General features: G+C 52.3%; 18 protein-coding genes. 8 read left to right on the forward strand and 10 right to left on the reverse strand.

Translation table 11 applies throughout. The annotated features are described in order from the left end of the window. Positions 1–86 precede the first annotated feature (86 nt). The 4 genes from K7P01_RS23575 to K7P01_RS23590 all read left to right on the forward strand — a co-directional run bounded on the left by K7P01_RS23575 (position 87) and on the right by K7P01_RS23590 (position 5,720). Positions 87–668 carry a hypothetical protein gene (locus tag K7P01_RS23575; RefSeq protein ID WP_267297041.1) on the forward strand — a complete coding sequence of 194 codons (582 nt, stop codon included), beginning with the start codon at positions 87–89 and terminating at the stop codon, positions 666–668. 284 nt (positions 669–952) lie between these two features. Beyond that, positions 953–1,810, forward strand: a complete 858-nt coding sequence (locus K7P01_RS23580) for a universal stress protein (protein WP_267297042.1) — start codon at positions 953–955, stop codon at positions 1,808–1,810. Between the two features lie 137 nt (positions 1,811–1,947). Further along, positions 1,948–4,485, forward strand: a complete 2,538-nt coding sequence (locus tag K7P01_RS23585) for a DUF2339 domain-containing protein (protein ID WP_267297043.1) — start codon at positions 1,948–1,950, stop codon at positions 4,483–4,485. Beyond that, a complete protein-coding gene (locus K7P01_RS23590; protein WP_267297044.1) occupies positions 4,482–5,720 on the forward strand; it encodes a DUF3999 domain-containing protein in 1,239 nt (412 codons plus the stop codon). Before K7P01_RS23585 ends, K7P01_RS23590 begins: the two co-directional genes overlap by 4 nt. 29 nt (positions 5,721–5,749) lie before the next feature. Here K7P01_RS23590 and K7P01_RS23595 read toward each other — a convergent pair whose 3' ends face one another. The 3 genes from K7P01_RS23595 to K7P01_RS23605 form a co-directional block, all read right to left on the reverse strand. Next, the gene (locus K7P01_RS23595) at positions 5,750–6,904 is read right to left on the reverse strand and encodes a hypothetical protein (protein WP_267297045.1); all 1,155 of its coding nucleotides are present in this window, start codon (positions 6,902–6,904) and stop codon (positions 5,750–5,752) included. Between the two features lie 476 nt (positions 6,905–7,380). Continuing rightward, entirely contained in the window at positions 7,381–7,806 is a 426-nt protein-coding gene (locus tag K7P01_RS23600) for a nuclear transport factor 2 family protein (protein WP_267297046.1), read from the reverse strand. A 24-nt stretch (positions 7,807–7,830) separates the two neighbouring features. Then, the gene (locus tag K7P01_RS23605) at positions 7,831–9,186 is read right to left on the reverse strand and encodes an acyl-CoA dehydrogenase family protein (RefSeq protein ID WP_267297047.1); all 1,356 of its coding nucleotides are present in this window, start codon (positions 9,184–9,186) and stop codon (positions 7,831–7,833) included. A gap of 211 nt (positions 9,187–9,397) precedes the next feature. Between K7P01_RS23605 and K7P01_RS23610 the strand changes: the two genes are divergently transcribed. Further along, entirely contained in the window at positions 9,398–9,823 is a 426-nt protein-coding gene (locus tag K7P01_RS23610; RefSeq protein ID WP_267297048.1) for a PRC-barrel domain-containing protein, read from the forward strand. 106 nt (positions 9,824–9,929) lie between these two features. Here the strand turns inward: K7P01_RS23610 and K7P01_RS23615 are convergent, their stop codons facing one another. Further along, positions 9,930–10,709: an NIPSNAP family protein gene (locus tag K7P01_RS23615; protein ID WP_267297049.1), complete on the reverse strand. Its 780-nt coding sequence runs from the start codon at positions 10,707–10,709 to the stop codon at positions 9,930–9,932. A gap of 155 nt (positions 10,710–10,864) precedes the next feature. Between K7P01_RS23615 and K7P01_RS23620 the strand changes: the two genes are divergently transcribed. From K7P01_RS23620 to K7P01_RS23630, 3 genes are read left to right on the forward strand one after another with little or no spacing between them, the layout of a single operon-like run. Next, positions 10,865–11,458, forward strand: a complete 594-nt coding sequence (locus K7P01_RS23620) for a TetR/AcrR family transcriptional regulator (RefSeq protein ID WP_267297050.1) — start codon at positions 10,865–10,867, stop codon at positions 11,456–11,458. A gap of 26 nt (positions 11,459–11,484) precedes the next feature. Beyond that, on the forward strand, positions 11,485–11,724 hold the full coding sequence (locus K7P01_RS23625) for a hypothetical protein (protein WP_267297051.1): 240 nt from the start codon (positions 11,485–11,487) through the stop codon (positions 11,722–11,724). Positions 11,725–11,748: 24 nt separating this feature from the next. Next, positions 11,749–13,038, forward strand: a complete 1,290-nt coding sequence (locus K7P01_RS23630) for an MFS transporter (RefSeq protein ID WP_267297052.1) — start codon at positions 11,749–11,751, stop codon at positions 13,036–13,038. On the opposite strand, the gene K7P01_RS23635 is transcribed toward K7P01_RS23630, so the two are convergent. From K7P01_RS23635 to dnaE, 6 genes are all read right to left on the reverse strand, one after another. Next, positions 12,980–13,231 (reverse strand): DUF3820 family protein, encoded by a 252-nt coding sequence (locus K7P01_RS23635; protein WP_267297053.1) that lies wholly within the window; start codon positions 13,229–13,231, stop codon positions 12,980–12,982. The genes K7P01_RS23630 and K7P01_RS23635 overlap by 59 nt on opposite strands. Positions 13,232–13,242: 11 nt before the next feature. After that, a complete protein-coding gene (locus tag K7P01_RS23640; RefSeq protein WP_267297054.1) occupies positions 13,243–15,015 on the reverse strand; it encodes a chloride channel protein in 1,773 nt (590 codons plus the stop codon). A gap of 36 nt (positions 15,016–15,051) precedes the next feature. Then, positions 15,052–16,347 carry a DUF5690 family protein gene (locus K7P01_RS23645; RefSeq protein ID WP_267297055.1) on the reverse strand — a complete coding sequence of 432 codons (1,296 nt, stop codon included), beginning with the start codon at positions 16,345–16,347 and terminating at the stop codon, positions 15,052–15,054. A 53-nt stretch (positions 16,348–16,400) separates the two neighbouring features. Continuing rightward, positions 16,401–16,976, reverse strand: a complete 576-nt coding sequence (locus K7P01_RS23650; protein ID WP_267297056.1) for a helix-turn-helix domain-containing protein — start codon at positions 16,974–16,976, stop codon at positions 16,401–16,403. Between the two features lie 424 nt (positions 16,977–17,400). Next, positions 17,401–17,724: a thioredoxin gene (gene trxA, locus K7P01_RS23655; protein ID WP_267297057.1), complete on the reverse strand. Its 324-nt coding sequence runs from the start codon at positions 17,722–17,724 to the stop codon at positions 17,401–17,403. A 131-nt stretch (positions 17,725–17,855) separates the two neighbouring features. Then, the gene (gene dnaE, locus K7P01_RS23660; protein ID WP_267297058.1) at positions 17,856–22,049 is read right to left on the reverse strand and encodes a DNA polymerase III subunit alpha; all 4,194 of its coding nucleotides are present in this window, start codon (positions 22,047–22,049) and stop codon (positions 17,856–17,858) included. Between the last annotated feature and the right edge of the window lie 140 nt (positions 22,050–22,189).

The raw sequence follows: 22,189 nt of genomic DNA on the forward strand, positions 1-22,189 counted from the left end.
AAATCAGGTTTCCTTACAAACTCCGGCCTTCCGCGCAACCCGCCCGTATATTTGTACAGTAATCAAAACACAAACACAATACAATTATGAAAGCAAGATCACTTTTCATCGCAGCACTTTTCGCAGCAGCGTCTTTAGCAGCTTTTGGAAAGGAAGAGCCAAGCAACAGAGGTTTGGCTGTAGTACCTGTTAAGGGAGCCGAAGTATTCAAAGTTATCTACAAAGGCGAAACTGCCGGTAAGGTAAAACTGAATATCTACAATACGCAATCACAACTGGTCTTCACTGAATCATTCAATGGCACAGATGGTTTCATCTGCCCGCTGAACTTCACTGGCCTGGCTTACGGTGATTATACCATTGAGTTGATTGATGCAACAGGCAAGAAGACTGAGAAAGTTAGCTTCAAGCCTGCAGTAGCCGCCGCGAAAAATGTACACATCTCGAAACTGGCCAAAGAAAACGGCAAGTACCTGGTGTCTGTAGCAGCGCAAGGCAACGAGCAGATCAGCGTAAAAATCTATGATGCAGCCAACAACCTGGTGCACAGCGAAACAAAAACCGTAGACGGTAACTTCGCGCAACTGTATACAGTAAAAAATGTAAACGGTGCATTGACTTTCGAAGTAACCGACAACGCCGGTAACACCAAGACCGTTCGCTTCTAAGCGACGGTCCCGTCAAGCGGTTTCATACGCGATATGAAACAAAGGCCTTTCCGATTCTTTCGGGAGGGCTTTTGTGTTTTTAAAGGGGCTACCCGCCGAAAGAATCATCCGTTGAACCACCCATCGCCTCAATCCAGCCGGTAGCGCATATAGCTTATACGATAAATACACTTACCTGCCGAAGCATGTCTCATACGAAGGCAGGCCCGCCTGCCAAAGCGCAGGTTTTTATTTTTACGCGAAATCGCTACTTTTACCCTATCACAAACGATAAACCTACCGGTATGAAAAAAATTCTTGTTCCAACCGATTTTTCCAAACAAGCTAATCTTAGCGCAGAAGTCGCCGCCGACATCGCCCGGCGTGCCGGTGCCGAGCTCATCCTGCTGCACGTAATTGAAGAAGCAAGCGAAAGCTCTTTCAGCGTAGAAGGCGAGGCAACGTATGAAGGAAGTTGGGAGGATAAAGTATTTACCCTGAAGCTTATTGAGAAAGCTAAGAAACAAATGGCCAAGCTTGTGGGCGACGCCAAGTTCGAAGGTGTAAAAGTACGCCAGGAGCTGCGTGTGGGCACGGCCTTTCACGGTATGAATGCCATCATCACCGAGCGCAAAGTTGACCTCGTTGTGATGGGCAGCTCAGGCCGCACCGAGCTGGAGGACATGATCATCGGTTCAAACACCGAGAAAGTGGTGCGCCACTCGCACTGTCCCGTATTGACTGTACGCAACAAACCCAGCCGCAAAGAATTTAAGAACATCGTATACGCCACGGCCATGGAAAAAGACGAGGAGATTTTCTCGCGCTTTGTACGCCGCACGCAGGAGATGTATAATTCCACCATTCACCTGGTGCGCGTCAACACGCCCGGCAACTTCCAGCGCGACATTGTCGTGAGAAAATATATGGAAGACTTCGCCAAAAAGCTGCAATTGAAAAACTATACCATCAACGTATTCAACGACCTGAGCGAAGAAGAAGGCATTATATATTTTGCCGACAGCATCAACGCCGACCTGATCGCCATGGCGACACACGGCCGCACGGGCTTCGCCCACGTACTGGCAGGCAGCATTGCCGAAGACGTGGTAAGCCACTCCAAACGCCCGGTGATGACGTTCGTCACCAAGCGTCGTAAATAAGAATTTCGAGGCTATTGGCTTAAAAGGCCACTTCCACGGCGGGAGTGGCCTTTTTTAATGAATCAATCGTTTCCTGAAAATGATTAAATTGCTAATCCTTTGCCCTGTCTAACCAATAAAAACACGGATTCCTGCCCATGGAAGAGTTTTTTAGCTTTTTGATCTTTATTACCCTGGTCATTATTGTTGTGCTGATTGCCAACCTTCGCACCAAGCTGCAAAACCAGATCACCGTCTTACAGTTTAAGATCGACGATCTCAAAACCGAACTGGGTAAAGCCCGGCTCAAGGAAGGCGCAGCGCCTGCTCCGGTCACGGCCCGCGAGGAGGTAAAACCTCAGCCGGCTATTCCAATCGTGCCGCCGGTGCCTGTGTCACGGCCCGTCACGCCGCCGCCCATACCTACGCCGGTGCCGCCACCGGTCGCACCGCCCGTACAGGCACCTGCACCGCCGGTTAAACCCGAAACGGTAGCTCCCCCGGTGCGGCAGGAAGCCGCGACCACAACGGTACGGCCATTGTCGGACGCCCCGAAACCCACAACGCCCCCGCCGGCGTACGTGCCCCCGGCACCCAAGCCCGGGTTCTTCGAGCGTAACCCCGACCTGGAAAAATTCATCGGCGAGAACCTGGCCAACAAGATCGGTATCGGCATCCTGGTACTCGGCATCGGCTTCTTCGTGAAGTATGCCATCGACCAGCAATGGATCAACGAGATCGGCCGCGTATTCATCGGCATTCTCTGTGGAGGTATATTATTGGGCGTGGCGCACCGCCTGCGCAAGACCTTTGCGCCCTTTAGCTCCGTGCTGGTAGGGGGTGGTATTGCCGTATTATATTTTACCATTGGTATAGCCTTTCACGACTATCACATCTTCTCGCAGACTGCCGCGTTTTTGCTCATGGTCGTCATCACCGGTTTTGCCATCGTACTCTCGTTGGGATACGATCGTATCGAGCTGGCCATTCTGGCCATCCTGGGTGGCTTTGCCACACCCCTCATGGTCAGCACCGGCGAAGGTAATTACGTCGTATTGTTTACCTACATCCTGGTGCTCGACATCGGCATGCTGGTGCTGGCGTACTATAAAAAGTGGAACCTGGTCAACATTGTGTCGTATGTGTTTACGATGATCTTGTACTTCGCCTGGCTCGGCAAAAGCTTCGATGGCGAAAATTTAAGCATGGTCGCCGGGGCATTGATCTTCGCCACGTTGTTCTATATCGTGTTCTTCCTCATGAACATCATCAACAACCTGCGCCAGCGTACAACCTTTAAGGCTATCGAGATCAGCCTGCTGCTCAGCAATACATTCCTGTATTACACCGCCGGCATGATTATCTTGAACCAGGCCCCCGCCAGCGACTTCCGCGGGTTGTTTACCGCGACACTCGCCATCTTCAATTTCATCTTCGCCTATAGCCTGTATAAGAACACCCGCGTCGACCGCAACCTGGTGTTTCTGCTGATCGGCCTGGTGCTGACATTCATCAGCTTAGCAGCGCCTGTGCAGCTCGAAGGAAATTATATCACACTCTTCTGGGCGGCCGAAGGCGTGCTGCTGTTGTGGCTGTCGCAGAAGTCAGGCATTCGCCTGATGAAGGTCGGCTCGGTACTCGTTATGATCCTGATGGGCTGCAGCCTGGTCATGGACTGGGAGCAACTGTACGTACAGACGGCAGACTACATGCCGGTCGTGTTGAACAAAGCCTACATCACCAGCGTGGTGTCGCTCATCTCCATCGCCTTGACGGTATACTTCCTCCGGTTTGAGAAGGACGAACGCGATGCCGACTATATCGGGCCGTATCGCCAGGCGTTGATCGTTAGCGGCACGCTGGCGCTATACGCTTCGCAATACCTGGAGCTGCACTACCAGATTTATCGCTTTGTGGACGCCGAAAGCGCGGGGCTGATCATCATAGGCGCGTACAATATGCTGTTCCTCGTCGGCCTGTTACTGGCGGTAAAACGCTCGCCGTATCCCGACCGGGTCAAGCAGCCCTTTGCAATCTGGGGACCGGTGGCGATGTTCGCCTTCCTGATATTTTATCACTACCAGATCATCGATGCCCGCGACGGTTTCCTCCTGGGCGACTTTTCGTCCACTGGATTTATATTCCACTATGTATACGTAGCATTGTTGCTCGTGGTCTGTATCATCACCCTGCGTGAAGTGCGCCAGATCGAGGGCTTTACGAAACAGACCCACAACCTGCATGCCTGGCTCTATGTGTTCTTCTTTCTATTCCTGGCAAGCACCGAGCTCGATCACAGCGTCCTGATGCTGGCGCAGCCAACGGAACAAGCTAATCTGGACCACATACTCCACCAGAACCACAAGATCGGCTACCCCATCCTTTGGGGCCTGGGCGCCTTCCTGCTGATCTACCTGGGTATGCGTCAACGCAAGAAGCACCTGCGGATCATTTCGCTTACGCTGCTACTCGTGACCTTGCTCAAGCTGGTCATATTCGATTTGAAGGGCATCTCCGAAGGAGGCAAGATCGCCGCGTTCATTTCGCTGGGTGTGTTGCTGCTGGTAGTATCGTTCATGTACCAACGCCTCAAAAAACTGCTGTTGACGGATGAGGCGGTAGCGCCCGCGGCGCCCACAGCACCTTCCGGAAATGAAGCGACACCGGGCACAGAAATAAAAGGAGAGAACGCATGAGAAAGTTTGTAGGCGCGTTGATAGGAGGGTGGTTGATCGGCATTGCCGCCCACGCGCAGGAGTTTAAAGCCGTGGCGACACTACCCGCGGTACCCAACGATGGTTTTTACCGGGTACAGCTGTCTCCCGCGGTAACGCCGTATCTCAATAGCACGTTTTCCAATGCACGCGTCCATGATCCGCAAGGGCGGGAGGTGCCGTATGTCTTCCAGGAAGAGCAGCCGCGCTATTCGCATCAGCAATTCCGGGAGTATACCATCGTCGAAAAGACACAGGAACCCAAGTGCTGTACATCCCTGATCCTAAGCAACCCGGATCGCCGACCGATCAACAACATCAGCTTGCAGATTCGCAATGCCGACGTAAGCAAGGAGGCGATCTTGTCAGGCAGTGACGATCGCACAAACTGGTTTGTCATTCGCGACCGGTTTACGCTGACCGCATTGGACAATGCAAACGGCACGGCCGAAGTCAAAGCCGTAAACTTTCCACTGAGCGACTATGCGTACTATCGTCTGCAGATAGCCGACTCGACGAGCGGCCCCCTGAACATCCTGAAGGCAGGTTATTATGACGTATTGACGTATACCGGCGCGTATGCAGAAGTTCCCGTGCAACAAATGCTGGTAACCGATACGACGGCCAAAAAGCAGACCTATATCCGATTAGTGTTCGATACGCTCCACGTGGTGGACAAGGTCATGCTGACAATGACCAACGCACCCTACTTCCTGCGGCAGGCAACAGTGTACGCGCGACAAACACGCGCCACGAAGAAAGGAGACATAGACTACTACCAGCCGGTAACGCATTTCGAGGTTAGCTCCAAGCAAGCATCGGAAGTATACCTGGAGGCCGTAAAGACATCCGAACTGATGATCGCGGTTGACAATGGAAACAACCCGCCGTTGACGGTAGCGACCGCCAAAGCCAGCCAGCTAAACCGTTACCTGATCGCCTGGCTAAAGAAAGGCGAAACATACACCATGAAGTTCGGCCCGGACGACCTGGCCATGCCCGGCTACGACCTCGCTTACTTCCGCGACAGCATCCCCGACAACCCCGGCCTGATGGCCGTCGGCCCCATTACATCTCTGCGCAAACCTGTTGTGGAGGACGCAACGCCCACGATCTTCACGAATCGCAATATCGTATGGGTAGCGATTGTAGCGATTATCGGCGTACTCGGTTTTATGACACTACGTCTGGCAAAAGACGCTAAGAAGGAGTCATAGGGGGTATTATAAGATATGCTGGTGCAAGTTTAAGTACCAAGCGTTAGCGCAGGTGCGGTCCCGATAGCTATCGGGAGTGACTGAAGCTGCTTGCAGTCCACGATTAGGAACGGCACGGTAGGTATAGTAATCTCTCCTGCCTTTACTGAAGATCCTTCTATTTCAGCATGTGTTGGTGTCGTTGTTTCGGCCTTTAGCGAATGCTCAGGTGGCTGAATAGATTCAATGGAGCGGGTATCCACAGTGTAGTGCCAGCCATAGGTGCAAGTCGCCGCAGATTGTACAGGCACCATTGCCTGCATTTCTCCGTCTCCCTTAACCACTTCCGACATCGTGTCGCTCACAGGCAGCTTGTCTCCCGATCCGTCACCCTCCGGCCACCCCGCGATAGCAACCACTTTCGCCGCCCCGGCACGTTTCACCTCTTCTACAACATCATCCTCCATCGGCGAGCCATACCGCACGCCCACCGTCAGCATCAAGCTATACGATTCATCCGCCGGCACCTGGTCCGTAAGTGCTATTTCGAGGGACGTAGCAGGCGATCCCTTCAAAGCAGGAAACCATGGTGACGACACACTCTTCGGCGCAAACATGCTCGTATACCAGGCGGAAGGCCTATACGCGCCTTCCTTAGGATCGAACGTGAAATCCGGCACAATGCCCAAACTGACATCGATGCAGAAACGCGCATGCCTGTTGTTTGGATGAAAGTTGATATCGCGTAGCAAGGCCGGTATATTCACACGGGCCGAAAGAGTCTTGCGGTCTACTGTATACGTGAGCGGCGTACGAATAACCGAGTCAAACGTGGTATTTTTATTCAGCTGAAAGCCTGCCAGCAAGGTTGGATGCTTCGATAACATAATAGAACGTTGCCCCAATTCGCCGGCGCCGTCCTGCTTCTGCACAATCTTGAGCGCCTTGTTAATAAAACCGCTAAAGTTATAGTCCGCCAGGGTTCGCACGGGGTGCATCATAAAACGCACTTCTTTACCCATCTTTGAGCACCCGCCAAACTCACTCATATAGAGTCTCGGCACTTTAAAGGTCGGCGAATTTTTTACATATTCCTTGGGCGCACCGCCCTTCTGCCGCACGACAATTCCGTCTACGCCGCGCATCTTGTAAAAGCTGAGGTTACCGATGCTGCCGGTAATTTTAAGTTCTTCTAAGAAGGCCATTGGTCAGTATTGGTTAATAAAACGATTGGTTTTCAAAACGGTCGCGAGGGGTTCAACTGTTTCTGAGGACAATATAGGGAGTGTTTGTTGAAAGACTATCAATTGTAGATGTATACTTTTTTGATTTTTGTCTGGAGCATAAAATGATCCGGACATCTATAGGTCACGGTCATAAGTGGTGTATAAATAGCTTAAAAATGTGTTATCAGTAGGATATCCTGTATGCTACAGAGCTCTCGAAGGAGTATAGGAAGACTTATGCACAAAAAAATGTGGATAGATGTATGTGGCGTGTGGGTTGAATGTTTACAACTGGGGGTATACCCTTGAAGATTGGGGAAATTTTTGGCGTTTTTAACGAATGTATAGGGTGGTCACATACTGCCTATATTATACCGGAAAAGTAAGGGTATACATAAACAAACAGCCCCGTCTCGATAAAATCAAGACGGGGCCGTTGGCGTCAGTAATTATAGTTACAGCTTATAGGCTTGCCGGGCCAATAACTTCCACGTGCCTTTCTGCTTTTGCCAGACCAGCAAAATCCCCAGTGATACATTTCCCGGCTTTCCACTATCATTGGTCTCTGCCTGAAACTTATGCCGCACCAGCGCCGTGTTATCGGAAATACTGATCTGCTGTTCCGTCAAAGTAATAGAGACAAAGTCCGACTGGCCGCCGGCAAGGGTCTCGACAAAGGAGGCTCGGTTCTCAACCTTACCGCTGGAGTGTCCATAGCTCAGGCCATCGGCCGTAAGATTTTCGAGTGCGGTACGATCGGCGTTCACCATGGCTGCACGCAGTGCTTCCACGGCAGCGGCTACTTCTTTCTCGCCGCCCTTTTGTGCCCAGGCGGGTGCTGTGAGGAGTGCCATCAGCATAATAAGAATACTTGGTTTCATAGAATATAGAGATGTTGGTATAAACTATACAAATGCGCTGTGACCTGTGATCGAGCGGCCTACTATCAAGGTATTGATCTCCTTCGTGCCTTCGTATGAATAGATGGCTTCCGCGTCGGCGACGAAGCGGGCAATGTCGTATTCAATGAGAATGCCGTTGCCGCCAAACAGCTCGCGGGCGTGGCTGACAATGTCGCGGGTGCGCAGCGTGCAGAATACTTTGGCCAGCGAGGCTTGTTCGTCGGTGAGCTTGCCGTTGTCTTGCAGTTGTGACAGGCGGCAGACCATGGTTTGCATCGCGGTGAGGTTGCTCAGCATTTGTACCAGCAAGTCTTGTACCAGCTGGAAGCTGCTGATCGTGCGGCCGAATTGTTTGCGCTCGTTGGTGTACTGCAGGGCGCTTTCGTAGGCGCCGCGTGCACAGCCCACCGCTTGCCAGGCTACGCCGGCACGGGTCATGCGCAGTACGTTGGCGGTGTCCTTAAATGAATTTGCGTTTTGCAGCCGGTTGCTTTCGGGTACGGCGCAGTTCGTGAGTGTAATGAGCGCGTTTTGTACAATGCGCAGGGCCATTTTGCCGCGGATCTTTTCAGCCTTGAAGCCCTCGAATCCTTTTTCAACAATAAAGCCTTTTACGTTTCCGTCGTCGAGGTCGCGCGCCCAGATTATTACGAGGTCGGCGAAGGTGGCATTGCCGATCCATTTCTTTTGACCGTTGAGAATCCACGTGTCGCCTTCACGCTTGCAGGTACAGGTGAGACCGCCGGCGGCGCCCGAGCCTACTTCCGGTTCGGTCAGGCCGAAGGCGCCAATCTTTTCCATGCGCTGCATGGACGGCAGCCATTGCTGCTTTTGTTCTTCCGAGCCACAGTGGTAGATCGAACCCATGGCGAGACCGCTTTGCACGCCGAAGAACGTAGACGTAGAGCAATCGACACGGGCCATTTCCATGGCCAGAAATCCTTCGAGCAAGTTCGACTTGCCGGGGCAGCCATACCCCTGGTAGGTCAGGCCGCAGATGTTAAGCTTGGCCATCTCGGGAATGATGTGATGCGGAAATTCATCCTTGAGCCAATATTCGTTGGCGATGGGAGCGATGTGCTCGCGCATGAACTCGCGCACTTGAAGTTGAATGGCGCGCTCTTCGGGCGTCAGCCATTCCTTCAGGTCATAGAAGTCGCCGTCTACTTCTGGAAAGGCGTGTTTCTTTTTACCGCCTTCCATAAACTTCATGAGCTTTTGCAGGTCTTCCGGCTTCATCGAGCTGACCAACCCGACCATTTTATTCAGGTCTACTTTTGCGGCGAGCGTACCGATCTTGTCAAGGTCGAGTTGCTGGAGTAGTCCTACCGTGGCTTTTATTTTTTTGAAGATAGACATATACAGAATATTGACGAATACAGCCAAAGTAACCATAATTTGGATTCGCCTGACGCCAGCTGTGGAAGATTGGAAACGGCCACCTTGGGGAAGGGTGTTGTCGTGCTTTTAAAATGTTGTTTTACAGGGAGTTGTAGGCCGCTTGCGACGCTTTTCCGATGGCACAGAAATTTAATCTTTACCCGGAAATACCACTAAAAAAGATACCATTATGGCAACAATAGAAAAAAATTACGAAGTGGATAACCGCACCGGGTTAAACCACGAAGGACTGGCTGCCAACACGCCCGTACGCCGTTTGACGGCGACGTCCATCATCGGCGATCGCGTAGAAAATGAGCAAGGCGACAACCTCGGTAAGATTGAAAACCTCATGGTCAATCTTCACGATGGCAGCATCGAATATGCGGTGATTGATTTCGGCTCATTCCTCGGCATGGGCGGTAAGCTCTTTGCTATACCGTTCTCCGAATTGCACATCGATGAAGAGCGCGAGCTGTTTATTGTAAGACGCAGTAAGGAGTATCTGAAACAAATTCCAGGCTTTGACAAAAATCACTGGCCGGATACCAATGACCACTCGTACTTCAACGATGTAAATATGTATTGGGGATCATCCTATTATACACAGCCTTAGAGCAAGAATAGGATGTAAGGAAAGGCGGCCCCGATGTTTACCGGGGCCGCCTTTTTGTTTACGTGATATGCGGTAGCATGCAAGCGCGTAGCGCACAGGCTCTCCGCTATATATCTGAATATGGCGCGGCATTTAAAAGATACTGCGTATTCTTCAACATGTTATTCTTATACTCCGGCGCAGCCAGCAACTTTTTCCACTCCGCATCCTCTACGAACGTCTTCCAATGCTCTTCGCGCGACGCGCGGTTATCAAATGAAGTCATGTACATGAAGTTGGGTCTGTTGGCGCCCGCTAATACTTCTGCATAGAATACTGCATTAAAGCCAAGGCGATGGAAGAGCTTAATTTCTCCGCCTTCGTTGAACATGTGTATTTTATTACGGGAGATTTTCTCCGTGTGTCCTTCATAACTCCGGAGCTCATAAATACGGTCAGGCTGTGGGCCTTTTAGTGTGGGCATTGTCATCACAGGCGCGTCGGCAAGGGCTTGCAGCAGGATGCTCTCGATGCGGCTATACGGCGGCGAGGTGTAGGGTGCGTCGATGTAGTCGCGACCGGCAGTTTGATATTGTTTATCTTTTTCGAGGGTTTGGCTAAGGGTTGTGAACTGTTCTACTGTCTGATAGGGAATCAGCACAACGATACGCTTGCCGGCATAGGTGGTGTCCGTGGCGATCGGCGTGAACACACCCACGCGGGCGATGCCTGCACGATGCAATGCCGGCAGGTAAGCATCTTTCAGGAACCTGTGCAGGCGATCGGCCTGGTCGGGCTGACCGATATGATAAATGCGGATCTCGTAGAACTGGCGTTTGGGGGCCGTTGCGGCGTGCACGGCCAGACCCGCCAGCAACAAACAGGTGAGGGAAAGAAGTTTCATCATAAAGGGTTGTTACGTTTGAACGAAGGTAACAAACGTTTTAATAACGCAATTAAGGGGATGTGATCAATCGCTGAAAAGACAGGAGCAGTGGTCAGAAAGAAAAAAATGGGTTGGAAAATATAAGTGAACGAACATTCATTTATATTTGTGTCGTTATGCGAGCACGTGACGAACTGAAAGAAGAGGCCATCCGCGAGGAAGCACTCAAGATGATCGTAGAGAAGGGGTTTGATGGATTGAGTATGCAGAAACTGGCAAAGGCTGCCGGCGTTTCTCCGGCCACCATTTACATCTACTACAAAGATCGCGACGACCTGATCGTGCAGCTGTGGGTGCATGAGATGGATAAAATGATCGATGCCACACTGAAAGATTTCGATCCCGATGCCCCCTTTGCCGAGGGCCTGCGCGTGCAATGGATGAACCGGGCACGCTACAGCATCGAGAACCCTCTCAATTCAGAATTTTTAGAACAGATAAAACATTCTCCCTACCATAACGTCTCCATCGACAAGGTGGATCCCCGGTTCCTGGAAGCGATGCAGCGGTTTGTGCACAACGGCATTCGTCGCAAGGAGGTGGTGAAACTGCCGATGGAGGTATACTGGTCTATTGCTTTTGCCCCTTTGTATAACCTGGTGCGGATGCACATGGCGGGTCGTGGGTTGGGAGGTCGTCAGCCGTTTGTGCTGGATGATAAGATGTTGGAACAAACACTCAAACTTGTTATTAAAGCGCTGACGCCATGATTCTTCGACCTTTAAACCCTTCTGCCATGACACGATACCCGCAAGAGACTCCGACCATTCTGGTGTTAAAAACCAACATCGCCGACCAGGCATGCCTCCGCAAAATCGCTCCTGTGTTGAGTGGCGATAAACGTATTCTGCGGTGGAATGTAGACCAGCAGGACGTAGACAACGTGTTGCGCATCGAATGTGAGGAGCTCACGTACGAAGACATCTTCCACATGGTCCTGAAGGCCGGCCTGTGGTGTGAAGAATTACCCGACTAAGCCGGCCGCTATAAAATTATCTTTATGACAAAACAGAAAATCTTTACAGGATATGAGGTGTTTATGATCGCCATCCTGACGTTCATACAATTTACCGTCATTCTCGACTTTATGGTGCTCTCCCCGTTGGGAGCCATTCTGATGCCTACGCTGAAGATTACGCCGCCGCAGTTCGGTATGGTCGTCTCCGCCTACGCGTTCAGTGCCGGTGGCGCGGGCCTGTTGGCAGCAGGCTTTGCCGACAAGTTCGACCGCAAGAAAATGCTGTTGTTCTTTTACGCTGGCTTTGTACTGGGCACTGCGTTGTGCGCCTGGGCACCCAATTATCACTACCTCCTGATTGCCCGTATTGTCACAGGGGTGTTTGCCGGTGTGATCGGGTCGATCGCCTTTGCTATCATTACCGACCTGTTCCGCATGGAAGTACGCGGCCGTGTCATGGGCTTTGTGCAGATGGCCTTTGCGGGCAGCCAGGTCTTAGGTATACCCATCGGCTTGATCCTCGCGAATCATTGGGGCTGGCACGCACCGTTTACCATGATTGTCGCCGTGAGCGCGATCGTCGGTGTCATCATCGTGGTGTATATGAAACCCGTTACGTCGCACCTGCAAGAGCGGGCAAAGGCCAACGCCGTCCAACACTTGCTGACGACGGTGCAGAAGCCGCACTACCTGCGTGCCTTTGCGGCTACGACCTTACTGGCTACCGGCGGGTTTATGCTCATGCCGTTTGCCAGTGCCTTTAGTGTAAACAACCTGCATATCAGTCTGAAGCAGCTTCCCATTTTGTATATGATCACCGGCATCTTTTCGATGGCTACCGGTCCCTTCATCGGCCGCCTCTCGGATGCTAAAGGCAAGTATCCCGTATTTATTGCGGGTTCTATACTGGCCATGGTCATGGCGATCATTTACTGTAACCTCGGTGTTACGCCGCTGTGGATCGTGGTGATCATTTCATGTATCATGTTCACCGGGGTGTCGTCGCGCATCATCTCTTCATCGGCGTTGCTGTCGGCCGTGCCGGCACCGCATGATCGCGGCGCATTTATGAGCATCAACGCATCGGTGCAACAGATCGCGGGAGGTATTGCTACATTCATCGCAGGATTAATTGTAATAGAGACGCCAAGCGGTTATCTCGAACGGTACGACATGCTGGGCTATACGGTGTCCGCCGCCATGATTCTGACTATCGCGATGATGTATTCCGTCAATCGTTATGTGCAGCAACAGACCGCCGCGCGCGCCGTGGCTACTGCTGTCCCCGGAACGCCTGTTTCAGCGGTACCAGCAGATACTCAAGGCCATTGATCCTGATCTCATACATGGTGGATAGGATCATGCCCAGTTTGCCCGCGGGAAAACCCTCGCGGGCAAACCATTCTAAGTAATGTACGGGCAAGTCACAGATGATCGTTTCCTTGTATTTGCCAAACGGCATACGCATGGTCACGATCTTCTTTAATATATCGGGGTCGGTGGCCTGGGGCATTACGGGTTCCATACGTCGTTGGCTTATACTGATTGCAATAACTCTTCGCGGTATTTTGCCAGGATGCTGGACTTTGATACAAAGCCCAGATACGTAGCGTTGTCCACCACGGGCAAGCTCCACTGGTTGGTTTCTTCAAACTTTTTAAGAATGCTATGAAAGTTGTCTTGCGGCGAGATAACCGCCGGCAGGGGACTCATGAGGTCACGCACCCAAATTTTTTCGTACTGGTCGTGCTTAAAGATGATGTTCCGCACGTTGTCGAGGTATACCAGCCCCACCAGCTCATTGTCGGTCAGCACGGGAAAGATGTTGCGACTGGACGTAGAGATCGCTTTCACAAGATCTTGTAACGTCTCGTTCGAGTGGATGACCGAGAAGTTTTTTTCGATCAGGTCTACAATCTCCAGGCGGCTCAGCAGCGTCTTATCGCGGTCTTCAATCGGCGAGCGCAGTTTTTGCGAAAGCTTTTTGGCTTCCATCGACAATGGCTCGACGTAGTGCGCAACGGTAACGCTAATAGCTGAAACGATCATGAGCGGGATCATCAGTTCATAGCCGCCGGTGATTTCGGCGATCAGGAATATTGCGGTCAGCGGCGCATAAAACACACCGCTGAGCAGGCCTGCCATGGCAACCAACGTAAAGTTTGTCTCCGGGATGTGTGCCAGGCCTGACAGGTTAATAAGCCGGGCGAATACAAAGCCCAAATAGGCTCCCATGAACAGTGAAGGTCCGAAGGTACCACCGTTGCCGCCACTGCCGATGGTGAGGGCCGCAGCAATACATTTAAACAAGGCGGCGCCGCCTAAAAAGAGCAACAGTATATATTCCGAGGAAATGGAGTCCTGGAAGATACTGTTCTGCGCCAGCTCGGCCGGTTTTAATTGTGACAGCACCTTGATCGTTTCGTAGCCTTCACCGAAGAGCGGCGGAAAGACGATCATTAATATCATAAGCAATACGCCACCCATCAGCACGCGGATAACAATATTTTTTATACCCTTCATCTTATCTGTCACCCATTCGAAACTGCGGGCGAAATAAAGTGAGAAGAGCCCGGCCAGAATTCCAAGCGCGATATACCACGGCACGTTGTGGTAGTTAAAGGGCTCGGTCAGTGCAAAGGACAGGAGCACACCTTGTGACAGAATAATTTTCGACAGTAAGGCGCCGCAGGCCGCGGAGATGATCAGCGGTATAAAGGCCGAAGCGCTTACATCGGTCAGTAATACTTCGATGGCAAAGAGTACACCGGCAATCGGCGAGTTGAACGCTGCCGCAATGCCGGCGGCGGCGCCACACGCCAGCATGATCGTACGTTCTTTGTACGAGAGCTGGTACATGCGTCCGTAATTCGAGCCAATGGCCGAGCCTGTTGTGACCATCGGCGACTCCAAGCCGGTAGAGCCACCAAAGCCTACGGTCAGCGCACTGGTAATGAGGTGAGTATACATCTGGCTGGTAGGCAGTACACTTGATTTTTTTGTGATGGCATAAACAATCTCGGAAGTGCCTTTTTTGAATTCACCCTTCAGTACTTTCTGCACATAAAAGACGGCCAGGCCAATGCCGATAATCGGGAATAATGTAAAAAGAAAAAACTCTGAGTAGTTGTGAGAGTAGTAGTGAACAAGCCGCTCGATGCTGTGCACAAAATATTTCAGCACGATTGCCGCCAGCCCTGACGAGAGACCCACCAGGATGCTGGAGAGTACAAAGAATTGCCGTGCAGAGAGCTTTTCGTGCACAAACAACATGAACCGACTGACGATACCATGAATACGTTTAATCATTCCTATGTCGTTTGGAAGAGGGCAAGATAGAAAAGATCACCGGTTCTCCCAACCCGCAAACTTCGAGCGGAAGTAGAGCATCGAGGCCAGGATGAGAACAGCGCCCGACAACGAGATGATGTATCCTGACTGAATAAATACGTGGAGCCAGCTGACCTCAGCATAGCCAAATTCTTTGAAGAACAAGACGCTGATGCTGCCCAGGTAACCAAAGGAGTCGGCAATATACATGATGAAGCCGACTGTGCCGGCATAACGAAACGTGGCAATAAGGCGATCAAAAAAGATGCTGTTGAAGGGCACATAGCCAAGGTACAATCCCAGGCCGATCAGGATCATCCACGTGGGGGCGCTGATGGTGTGCTGCTCAAACAAGTATGTGCTCACTGCGATCAGGACCATGCCAGCAGCAATGATGAGGTGATTGATCATCAACGCTAATGCATTGTTCTTGATCAGCATGATGCTGCCAATGATGATGAGTACTGCAATTGATACGGGCACTTCGGTCGCCGTGAAGATGCTGGAAGATTGTCCGTAGCCCAGGGTCTTCCACACCTCTGCCGAGAAGTTGTCGCGAAAGTCGCGGAAGGTTGTGAGCAAGATATAGGTTAGCGTAAAGAGGATGATGCCTGGCAGGAACGTACGCACAAAGCGCTTGCGTTCGGCACCGTCCATCGGTTGGCGGCGTGTACGCAACGCTTCGTCCAGGGGCGACGGCGGCGGCAGCTTGTCGACAAGCCACAGGAAGGTGAGCATGGGCACGGCAAAAAGCAGGCAGGCTACCAGGGGCATCCACATTTCCGATACGTGCCAGTCGTGCATAATAAATGCTCCGGTGGAGCGGGAGAGACCTCCCGAGAAGATAAAGCTTACCGATAGCGCGGCCGTGAGCACCTCGGTGGTGCGCCGCCCTTCCAGGTAGCCAAACACCATGCCCCATACCATGCCGAGCGGAAAGCCGTTGGTAAAGATAAAGACGATGTTGTACGGCGGCGGCACCACGGCAAAGAGGAGCCACGAGCCGCTGGCCAGTCCCGTCATGAGCAGAATGCCGAAGGTGCGGGAGTGGGCTTTGAGCTCGGCAATGATCTTGATGCCGATAAATTTCGAGAGCGCATAGCCCAGCACCTGGGCGATGACAAGCCATACTTTGTAGCTGACGCCCGCAAAGACGAGCCCTTCAAACGTAGCCGCGGTAAAGGCTTTGCGAAAAGCGAAGATGCAGGTATACAAGCAAAAGACTGCTACCGAGGCGTAGAGCGTGAACCAGAATGTATTGGCGTTCCGGAGCCAGCGTGTGAGCGGATGTTCAACAAGGGTGGAAGCCATTCTAATACCGGCGCGTCAGCGCCCGGTGCAATATGGCTATTTTTCAGTAAAGTCTATTTGGACACGAGGAAGCTCATGACCAGCATCACCACCTTGCGTCGCGATTTGTTGACGGGCAGGTGGGGCGCAGAGGTGTTGAAGTAGATCGAGTCGCCTTCGTCCAGGCGGATCACTTCCTGGTTGATCTGGTACTCACAGCTGCCCGACAGGATGTAGTAAAACGCATAGCCATCGGTGGTGGTAGGCTTGCCCTGGGCGCCGGGATCGAGCGTGAGCAGCATGGCCTCCATGGCGCAGTTGGGAATGTTCTGCGAGAGGATGTATTGGTAGTGAAAACCGGCACCGGCTTCGCGGTCAATGGAGGTGCACTCGCCTTTTTTGACAAGCAGGTATTCGCGCCCGTTGAGCAGCACCATTTCTTCAAAGAATTCTTTTAAGGATATATCGAGCGACTGCAATATCATGATGAAGACCGGCAGCGAGGGGACGGTGCGCGAATTTTCTACTTTGGAGAGCAGCCCTTTGCTGACGTTCGAGCGGTGGGCGAGTTGTTGGATGGTGTAGTTCTTTTCGAGCCGTACAGATCGTATTTTTTTGGCGATCCGTGACACTACTTCATTGTCGATCATACCCGGTTGAGGTTTCCTGGCGGTAAACATAAACAATACTTCCAGGCTCGCGTACTCCCAAAACCACGCCGCACGGCGTGTTAAACCAATGTTATGGGCTGAAAAGGGTTTCGCCAGGGGAAAAGCGGGTTGGATGGAAGAGGGGGCCGGAAACGTTAATAGAAGTTTAATGTGCACCGCGTCCCGCGGACACGGCAGTCTAAGACTGCCGGCAGTTTCAGGCACAAGTTCCGCACCTACGCTAACGCTTGGTGCTAAAACTTGCGCCAGCAAATATCGTGGCATCTGGCGCAAGAGTTAGCGCGTAGCGCGTCTCTTGTGCCTTAAACTGTTGCCAGTCTTAGACTGGCGGGCAGTATTTAGAAAAACAAAAGCCGTCCCAGTATCACTGGGACGGCTTTTATATAGGTACAGCGAGGGCAGCTTATGCTACCTGCGCGGAGAGTTTTTGATTCAGTACGGACTTGGGCACGGCACCAACTTGTTTGTCAACAACCTGGCCGCCTTTGAACACCAGCAGGGTCGGGATGCTGCGCACGCCGAAACGGGCTGTTACAGAGGGATTTTCGTCGACATTCAATTTGCCGATAACCGCTTTGCCTTCGTAATCGCCGGCAAGCTCTTCTACTACCGGTCCGATCATCTTACAGGGACCACACCATTCGGCCCAGAAGTCTACCAGTACAGGCTTATCAGAATTTATGATCTGATCGAAGTTAGCATCTGTAAGTTCAATTGCTTTTCCCATGAGAGTTATGTGTTATAAATTATGTTCTTTAAATAAGTGTTGTCTTCTTTTTATCAGAAGGTGGTTCACATTCACTTATACCAACGCAAAGGTAATTTATTTAGTTCAAAGTCCGCACCCGACGTTTTTTCTCAAAAAACCACCTCTACGTCCAGTTCCCCGGCCTTTTTCATTTTTTTAACCATATCGTTTATCGGGTTGACCCGAAACTTCCGGCTCATCAGCTCCAGGTTGATCCGCTCCCCGTCGTCGGTCAGCTTCAGGTACAACGGGGTGTTACCTGAAAATTCCTGGCAGACCGTCTCGATCTTGCCGATCATATCGCGGGTCAGTTCCCGCGTATTCATGCGGATCTTCACACCCTTGCTGCGCTTGACGCCGATCTCGTTCAGCAGGTCGATGTTGCGTATTTTGAACTCCACATTTTGCTGGCCCCAGTTATTCTTCACGACGGCCCCTTCTATAAAGAGAAACCACCCCAGGCTCATAAAGTTTTTAAACTTGAGGTAGTCTTCACTGAAGAGCACAAACGAGTAGTTGCCGGTATAGTCTTCGAGCGTAAACTTGCCAAAAGGCTTGCCCGTCTTGGTTGTGCGATGTTCCACCCCCGACACAATGCCGCCCAGTTTCAGCTCACGGCCCAGCAGCGGGTCGAGCTCCGACAGCTTGTTACACGTAATGGTGCAGAAGTGGTCCATCTCGAACTTGAAGTTGTCGAGCGGGTGACCGGAGATATAGATCCCCACCACTTCTTTTTCGAGGTTGAGCTTTTCAATTTCGCTATAGGGCTCCACGTACTCCACGCGCGGTTTAGGCATGGCTGTACCGGTGCCACCGCCAAAGAGGCTGGCTTGTGCGCTTTGCTCGTCTTGTTGCGTTTTGAGGGCAAACTTGAGGGCCTTTTCCAGCAGGCTGATGTCGCCGTCTTTGGCAAAAACATACTGGCGGCGGTGTACACCCTCAAAGCAATCCAGGGCGCCTGATAACGCCAGGCATTCCAGTGTTTTTTTGTTCACCGATCGTTGCGCCATACGTTTCGTCAGATCGAAAATGTCTTCAAAATGACCACGCGCTTCGCGCTCCTGGATGATTGCGTCTACGGCCGCTTCGCCGGCACCTTTGATGGCGCCCAGTCCAAAGCGGATCTCACCGGCTTTGTTTACTTCAAAGAAGATTCCCGACTCGTTTACGTGCGGGCCCAGTACTTTTATGCCCAGGCTGCGACATTCTTCAATAAAGAAGGTAACGTTCTCGAGGTTGTTTTGCGAGTGTGTTAACACCGCGGCCATATACTCGGCCGGATAGTTGGCTTTGAGGTAGGCTGTATGGTAGGCTACCAGCGAGTAGCACGTAGAGTGCGATTTGTTAAAGGCGTATTGCGCAAAGGCCTCCCAGTCGGTCCAGACCTTTTCGCAGATCTCCTTGGCGTGGCCGCGCTCGCCGGCACCTTTGATGAATTTGTCTTTCATCTTGTCCAGCACCGCCTTTTGCTTTTTACCCATCGCCTTCCGCAGTACGTCAGCGTCGCCTTTGCTAAAGCCTGCCAGACTCTGCGACAGCAACATCACCTGTTCCTGGTAGACGGTAATACCGTACGTTTCCGCCAGGTATTCTTCCATGGGAGCCAGGTCGTATGTAATCGGCTCGCGCCCGTGCTTACGGTTGACGAACGCCGGAATGTATTCCATCGGCCCCGGTCGGTACAGGGCGTTCATGGCAATAAGGTCTTCGAATTTATCGGGTTTAAGCTGGCGCAGGTATTTCTGCATGCCCACACTTTCAAACTGAAACGTGCCAGTAGTTTCACCGCGTTGGAAGAGCTGATAGGTCGCCGCATCGTCCAGCGGAATGTCGTCGACGACGATTTCGATACCGCGACTTTTCTTCACGTTGCGTACTGCCGTGTTGATGACCGAGAGGGTCGTCAACCCCAGGAAGTCCATCTTCAGCAGGCCGGCGCTTTCCACGACGCTGTTGTCAAACTGCGTGACAAGCATATCCGAGTCCTTCGCCGTCGACACCGGCACGAACTTGGTCAGGTCGTCGGGTGTGATGATCACACCACAGGCGTGTGTACCGGTGCTTCGTACGGAGCCTTCGAGAATTATCGCCTGGCGTAATACATCGGCACGCAAGTCGCTGCCTTTCTTGATGTCCGCCAATTCTTTTACTTCGTCGAATGCCATGTCGAGCGAGGTGCCCGGCTTCTCCGGGATCATCTTCGCCAGCAAGTTGGCGTCGGCCAGCGGCAGCTCCATCACACGCGCGCAGTCGCGGATGGACGACTTGGCGGCCATGGTGCCGTAGGTAATGATCTGCGCTACCTGCGTCTTGCCGTATTTATCGATTACGTATTTTAATACGCGGTCACGACCTTCGTCGTCAAAGTCAATATCAATATCGGGGAGTGATACGCGGTCCGGGTTCAGAAAACGTTCGAACAGCAAATCGTACTTGATCGGGTCTACGTTGGTGATGCCGATGGCATACGCCACAGCAGAACCCGCTGCCGAGCCCCGGCCCGGTCCAACGGATACACCCATTTCGCGGGCCTTGGACGTGAAGTCCTGTACGATGAGGAAGTAGCCCGGGTACCCTGTCTTCTGAATCGTATCCAGCTCGAAGTCGAGGCGGTCGCGTATCTCCTGGGTGATCTCCGGATAACGCTTCGCCGCGCCCAGGTAGGTCAGGTGCCGCAAGTAGGCATCCTGGCTTTCGAACTCTGCGGGAATATCGAACTTGGGCAGCAATACGCTGCGCTCGAGGGTATAGGGCTCGATCTTGTCGAGGATCTCGTTGATCGTCTCGACCGCTTGCGGCAGGTCGCGGAAGAGCGCCTTCATCTCGTCCTGCGACTTGAGGTAATATTCGTTGTTGGGCAGTCCGTACCGCGTGCCCCGGCCGTGGCCGATAGGGGTGGATTTGAACTCACCTTCTTTGATACACAGCAGTACGTCATGGGCGTTGGCCTCTTCTTTGTCGAGGTAGAACGACTCGTTGGCGGCGAAGTATTTTACACCGTATTTCTCCGCAAAGCGCAGCAGCACTTTGTTGACGTGATCTTCCTGTGGTATGCCGTGGCGGTTCAGCTCGATGTAAAAGTCTTCGCCAAACAGGTTGTGCCACCATTTGAAGGCTTCTTCTGCCTGTTTCTCGCCAACGTTCAGGATGAGGTGGGGCACTTCGCTGGATAGCCCGCCCGTGGTGGCGATCAGGTCTTGTTTATATTCTTCGATCAGCGCTTTGTCGATGCGTGCATGGATGCCGTACAGGCCTTCGAGAAACGCCAGTGAGCTGAGCTTGGCAATGTTGTGATAGCCGTTTTTGTTTTTGGCCAGCAGCACCTGGTTATACCGCTTGTCGGGTGCATCTTTGGTAAACTTGTTTTTCCGGCGCTCTTCCGACACATAGAACTCGCAGCCCACGATGGCCTTGATTTCATGGTTGGTCGCTTCGCGCACAAATTTAAAGGCGCCGTACATGTTGCCGAGGTCGGTCAGCGCAATGGCCGGCATACCCAGCGCTTTTGCTTTGCTGATGATGGACTTGATGTCCGGGGTCGCTTGCAGTACGGAGTATTGCGAGTGCACACGCAGGTGTACAAACGGCTTGTCCGTCATGGGTGCGAGCTCCGCCCCTTTCAGGCTGTAGCCGGCGTCTTGTTTCTTTTCGCGTTTGGCGAAGTTGGCAGCTTCCAGGTTGGGGGCTTCGTATACGATCGCTTCGACCGGTGTGCCGTCGAGGGGCTTGACAACCTTGTGGGTGATGAGGCCGAAGAAGCATCGTGCGGTAGCGGCTACGTCGTACGCAGCGTCGTGGGCGGCGTCGAAGCCAACGCCAAAAAGTTTTTGGTGCAGCTCGATCAGCTTGGGCATTTTCAGCCTGCCGCCAATACCACCTTGCAGCTGGCAGAAGTCGACAGAGGAAATGCCGGTATCGAGGCGGGCCAGCGAGGTGAACTGCTCGGGCGCGAGCTGCAGGCGCAGGAATTCGGCGCCGATGATATTAATATCGAACTCAATGTTGTGACCTACCAGCAACTGTGTTCGGGTGAGGTCCTGAATAAACGTGCTGAGTACGGTTAACAGGTCGTGACCTTCTTCGAGGGCGCGTTGGGTCGAGATGCCGTGGATCTGCTCAGCATTGAAGGGGATGTCGAACCCGTCGGGCTTGACAATGTAATTTTGTTGCGCGATGAGCTTGCCGTGGTTGTCATGCAACTCCCAGGCGAGCTGTACCAGCCGGGGCCAGTTGTCGAGGTCAGATAAGGGGGCCGTTTTATTACGCGGGAGACCAGTGGTCTCCGTGTCGAAGATCAGATACATCTACAAAAAATCGTTCAGTGATTGAAGGTGTAAAGTTAATACACCCCGGCGGCGGGAAAAGTTTTATTTCAAATCAAATCCAAACCTGACATGCAATCAGTCACTACCCCCGCCGGGCCAGAATATGGCACCGGGACCGA

Origin of the sequence: Parachryseolinea silvisoli (assembly GCF_021190955.1) — a bacterium.
In the GTDB taxonomy this organism is placed as follows: domain Bacteria; phylum Bacteroidota; class Bacteroidia; order Cytophagales; family Cyclobacteriaceae; genus Ohtaekwangia; species Ohtaekwangia silvisoli.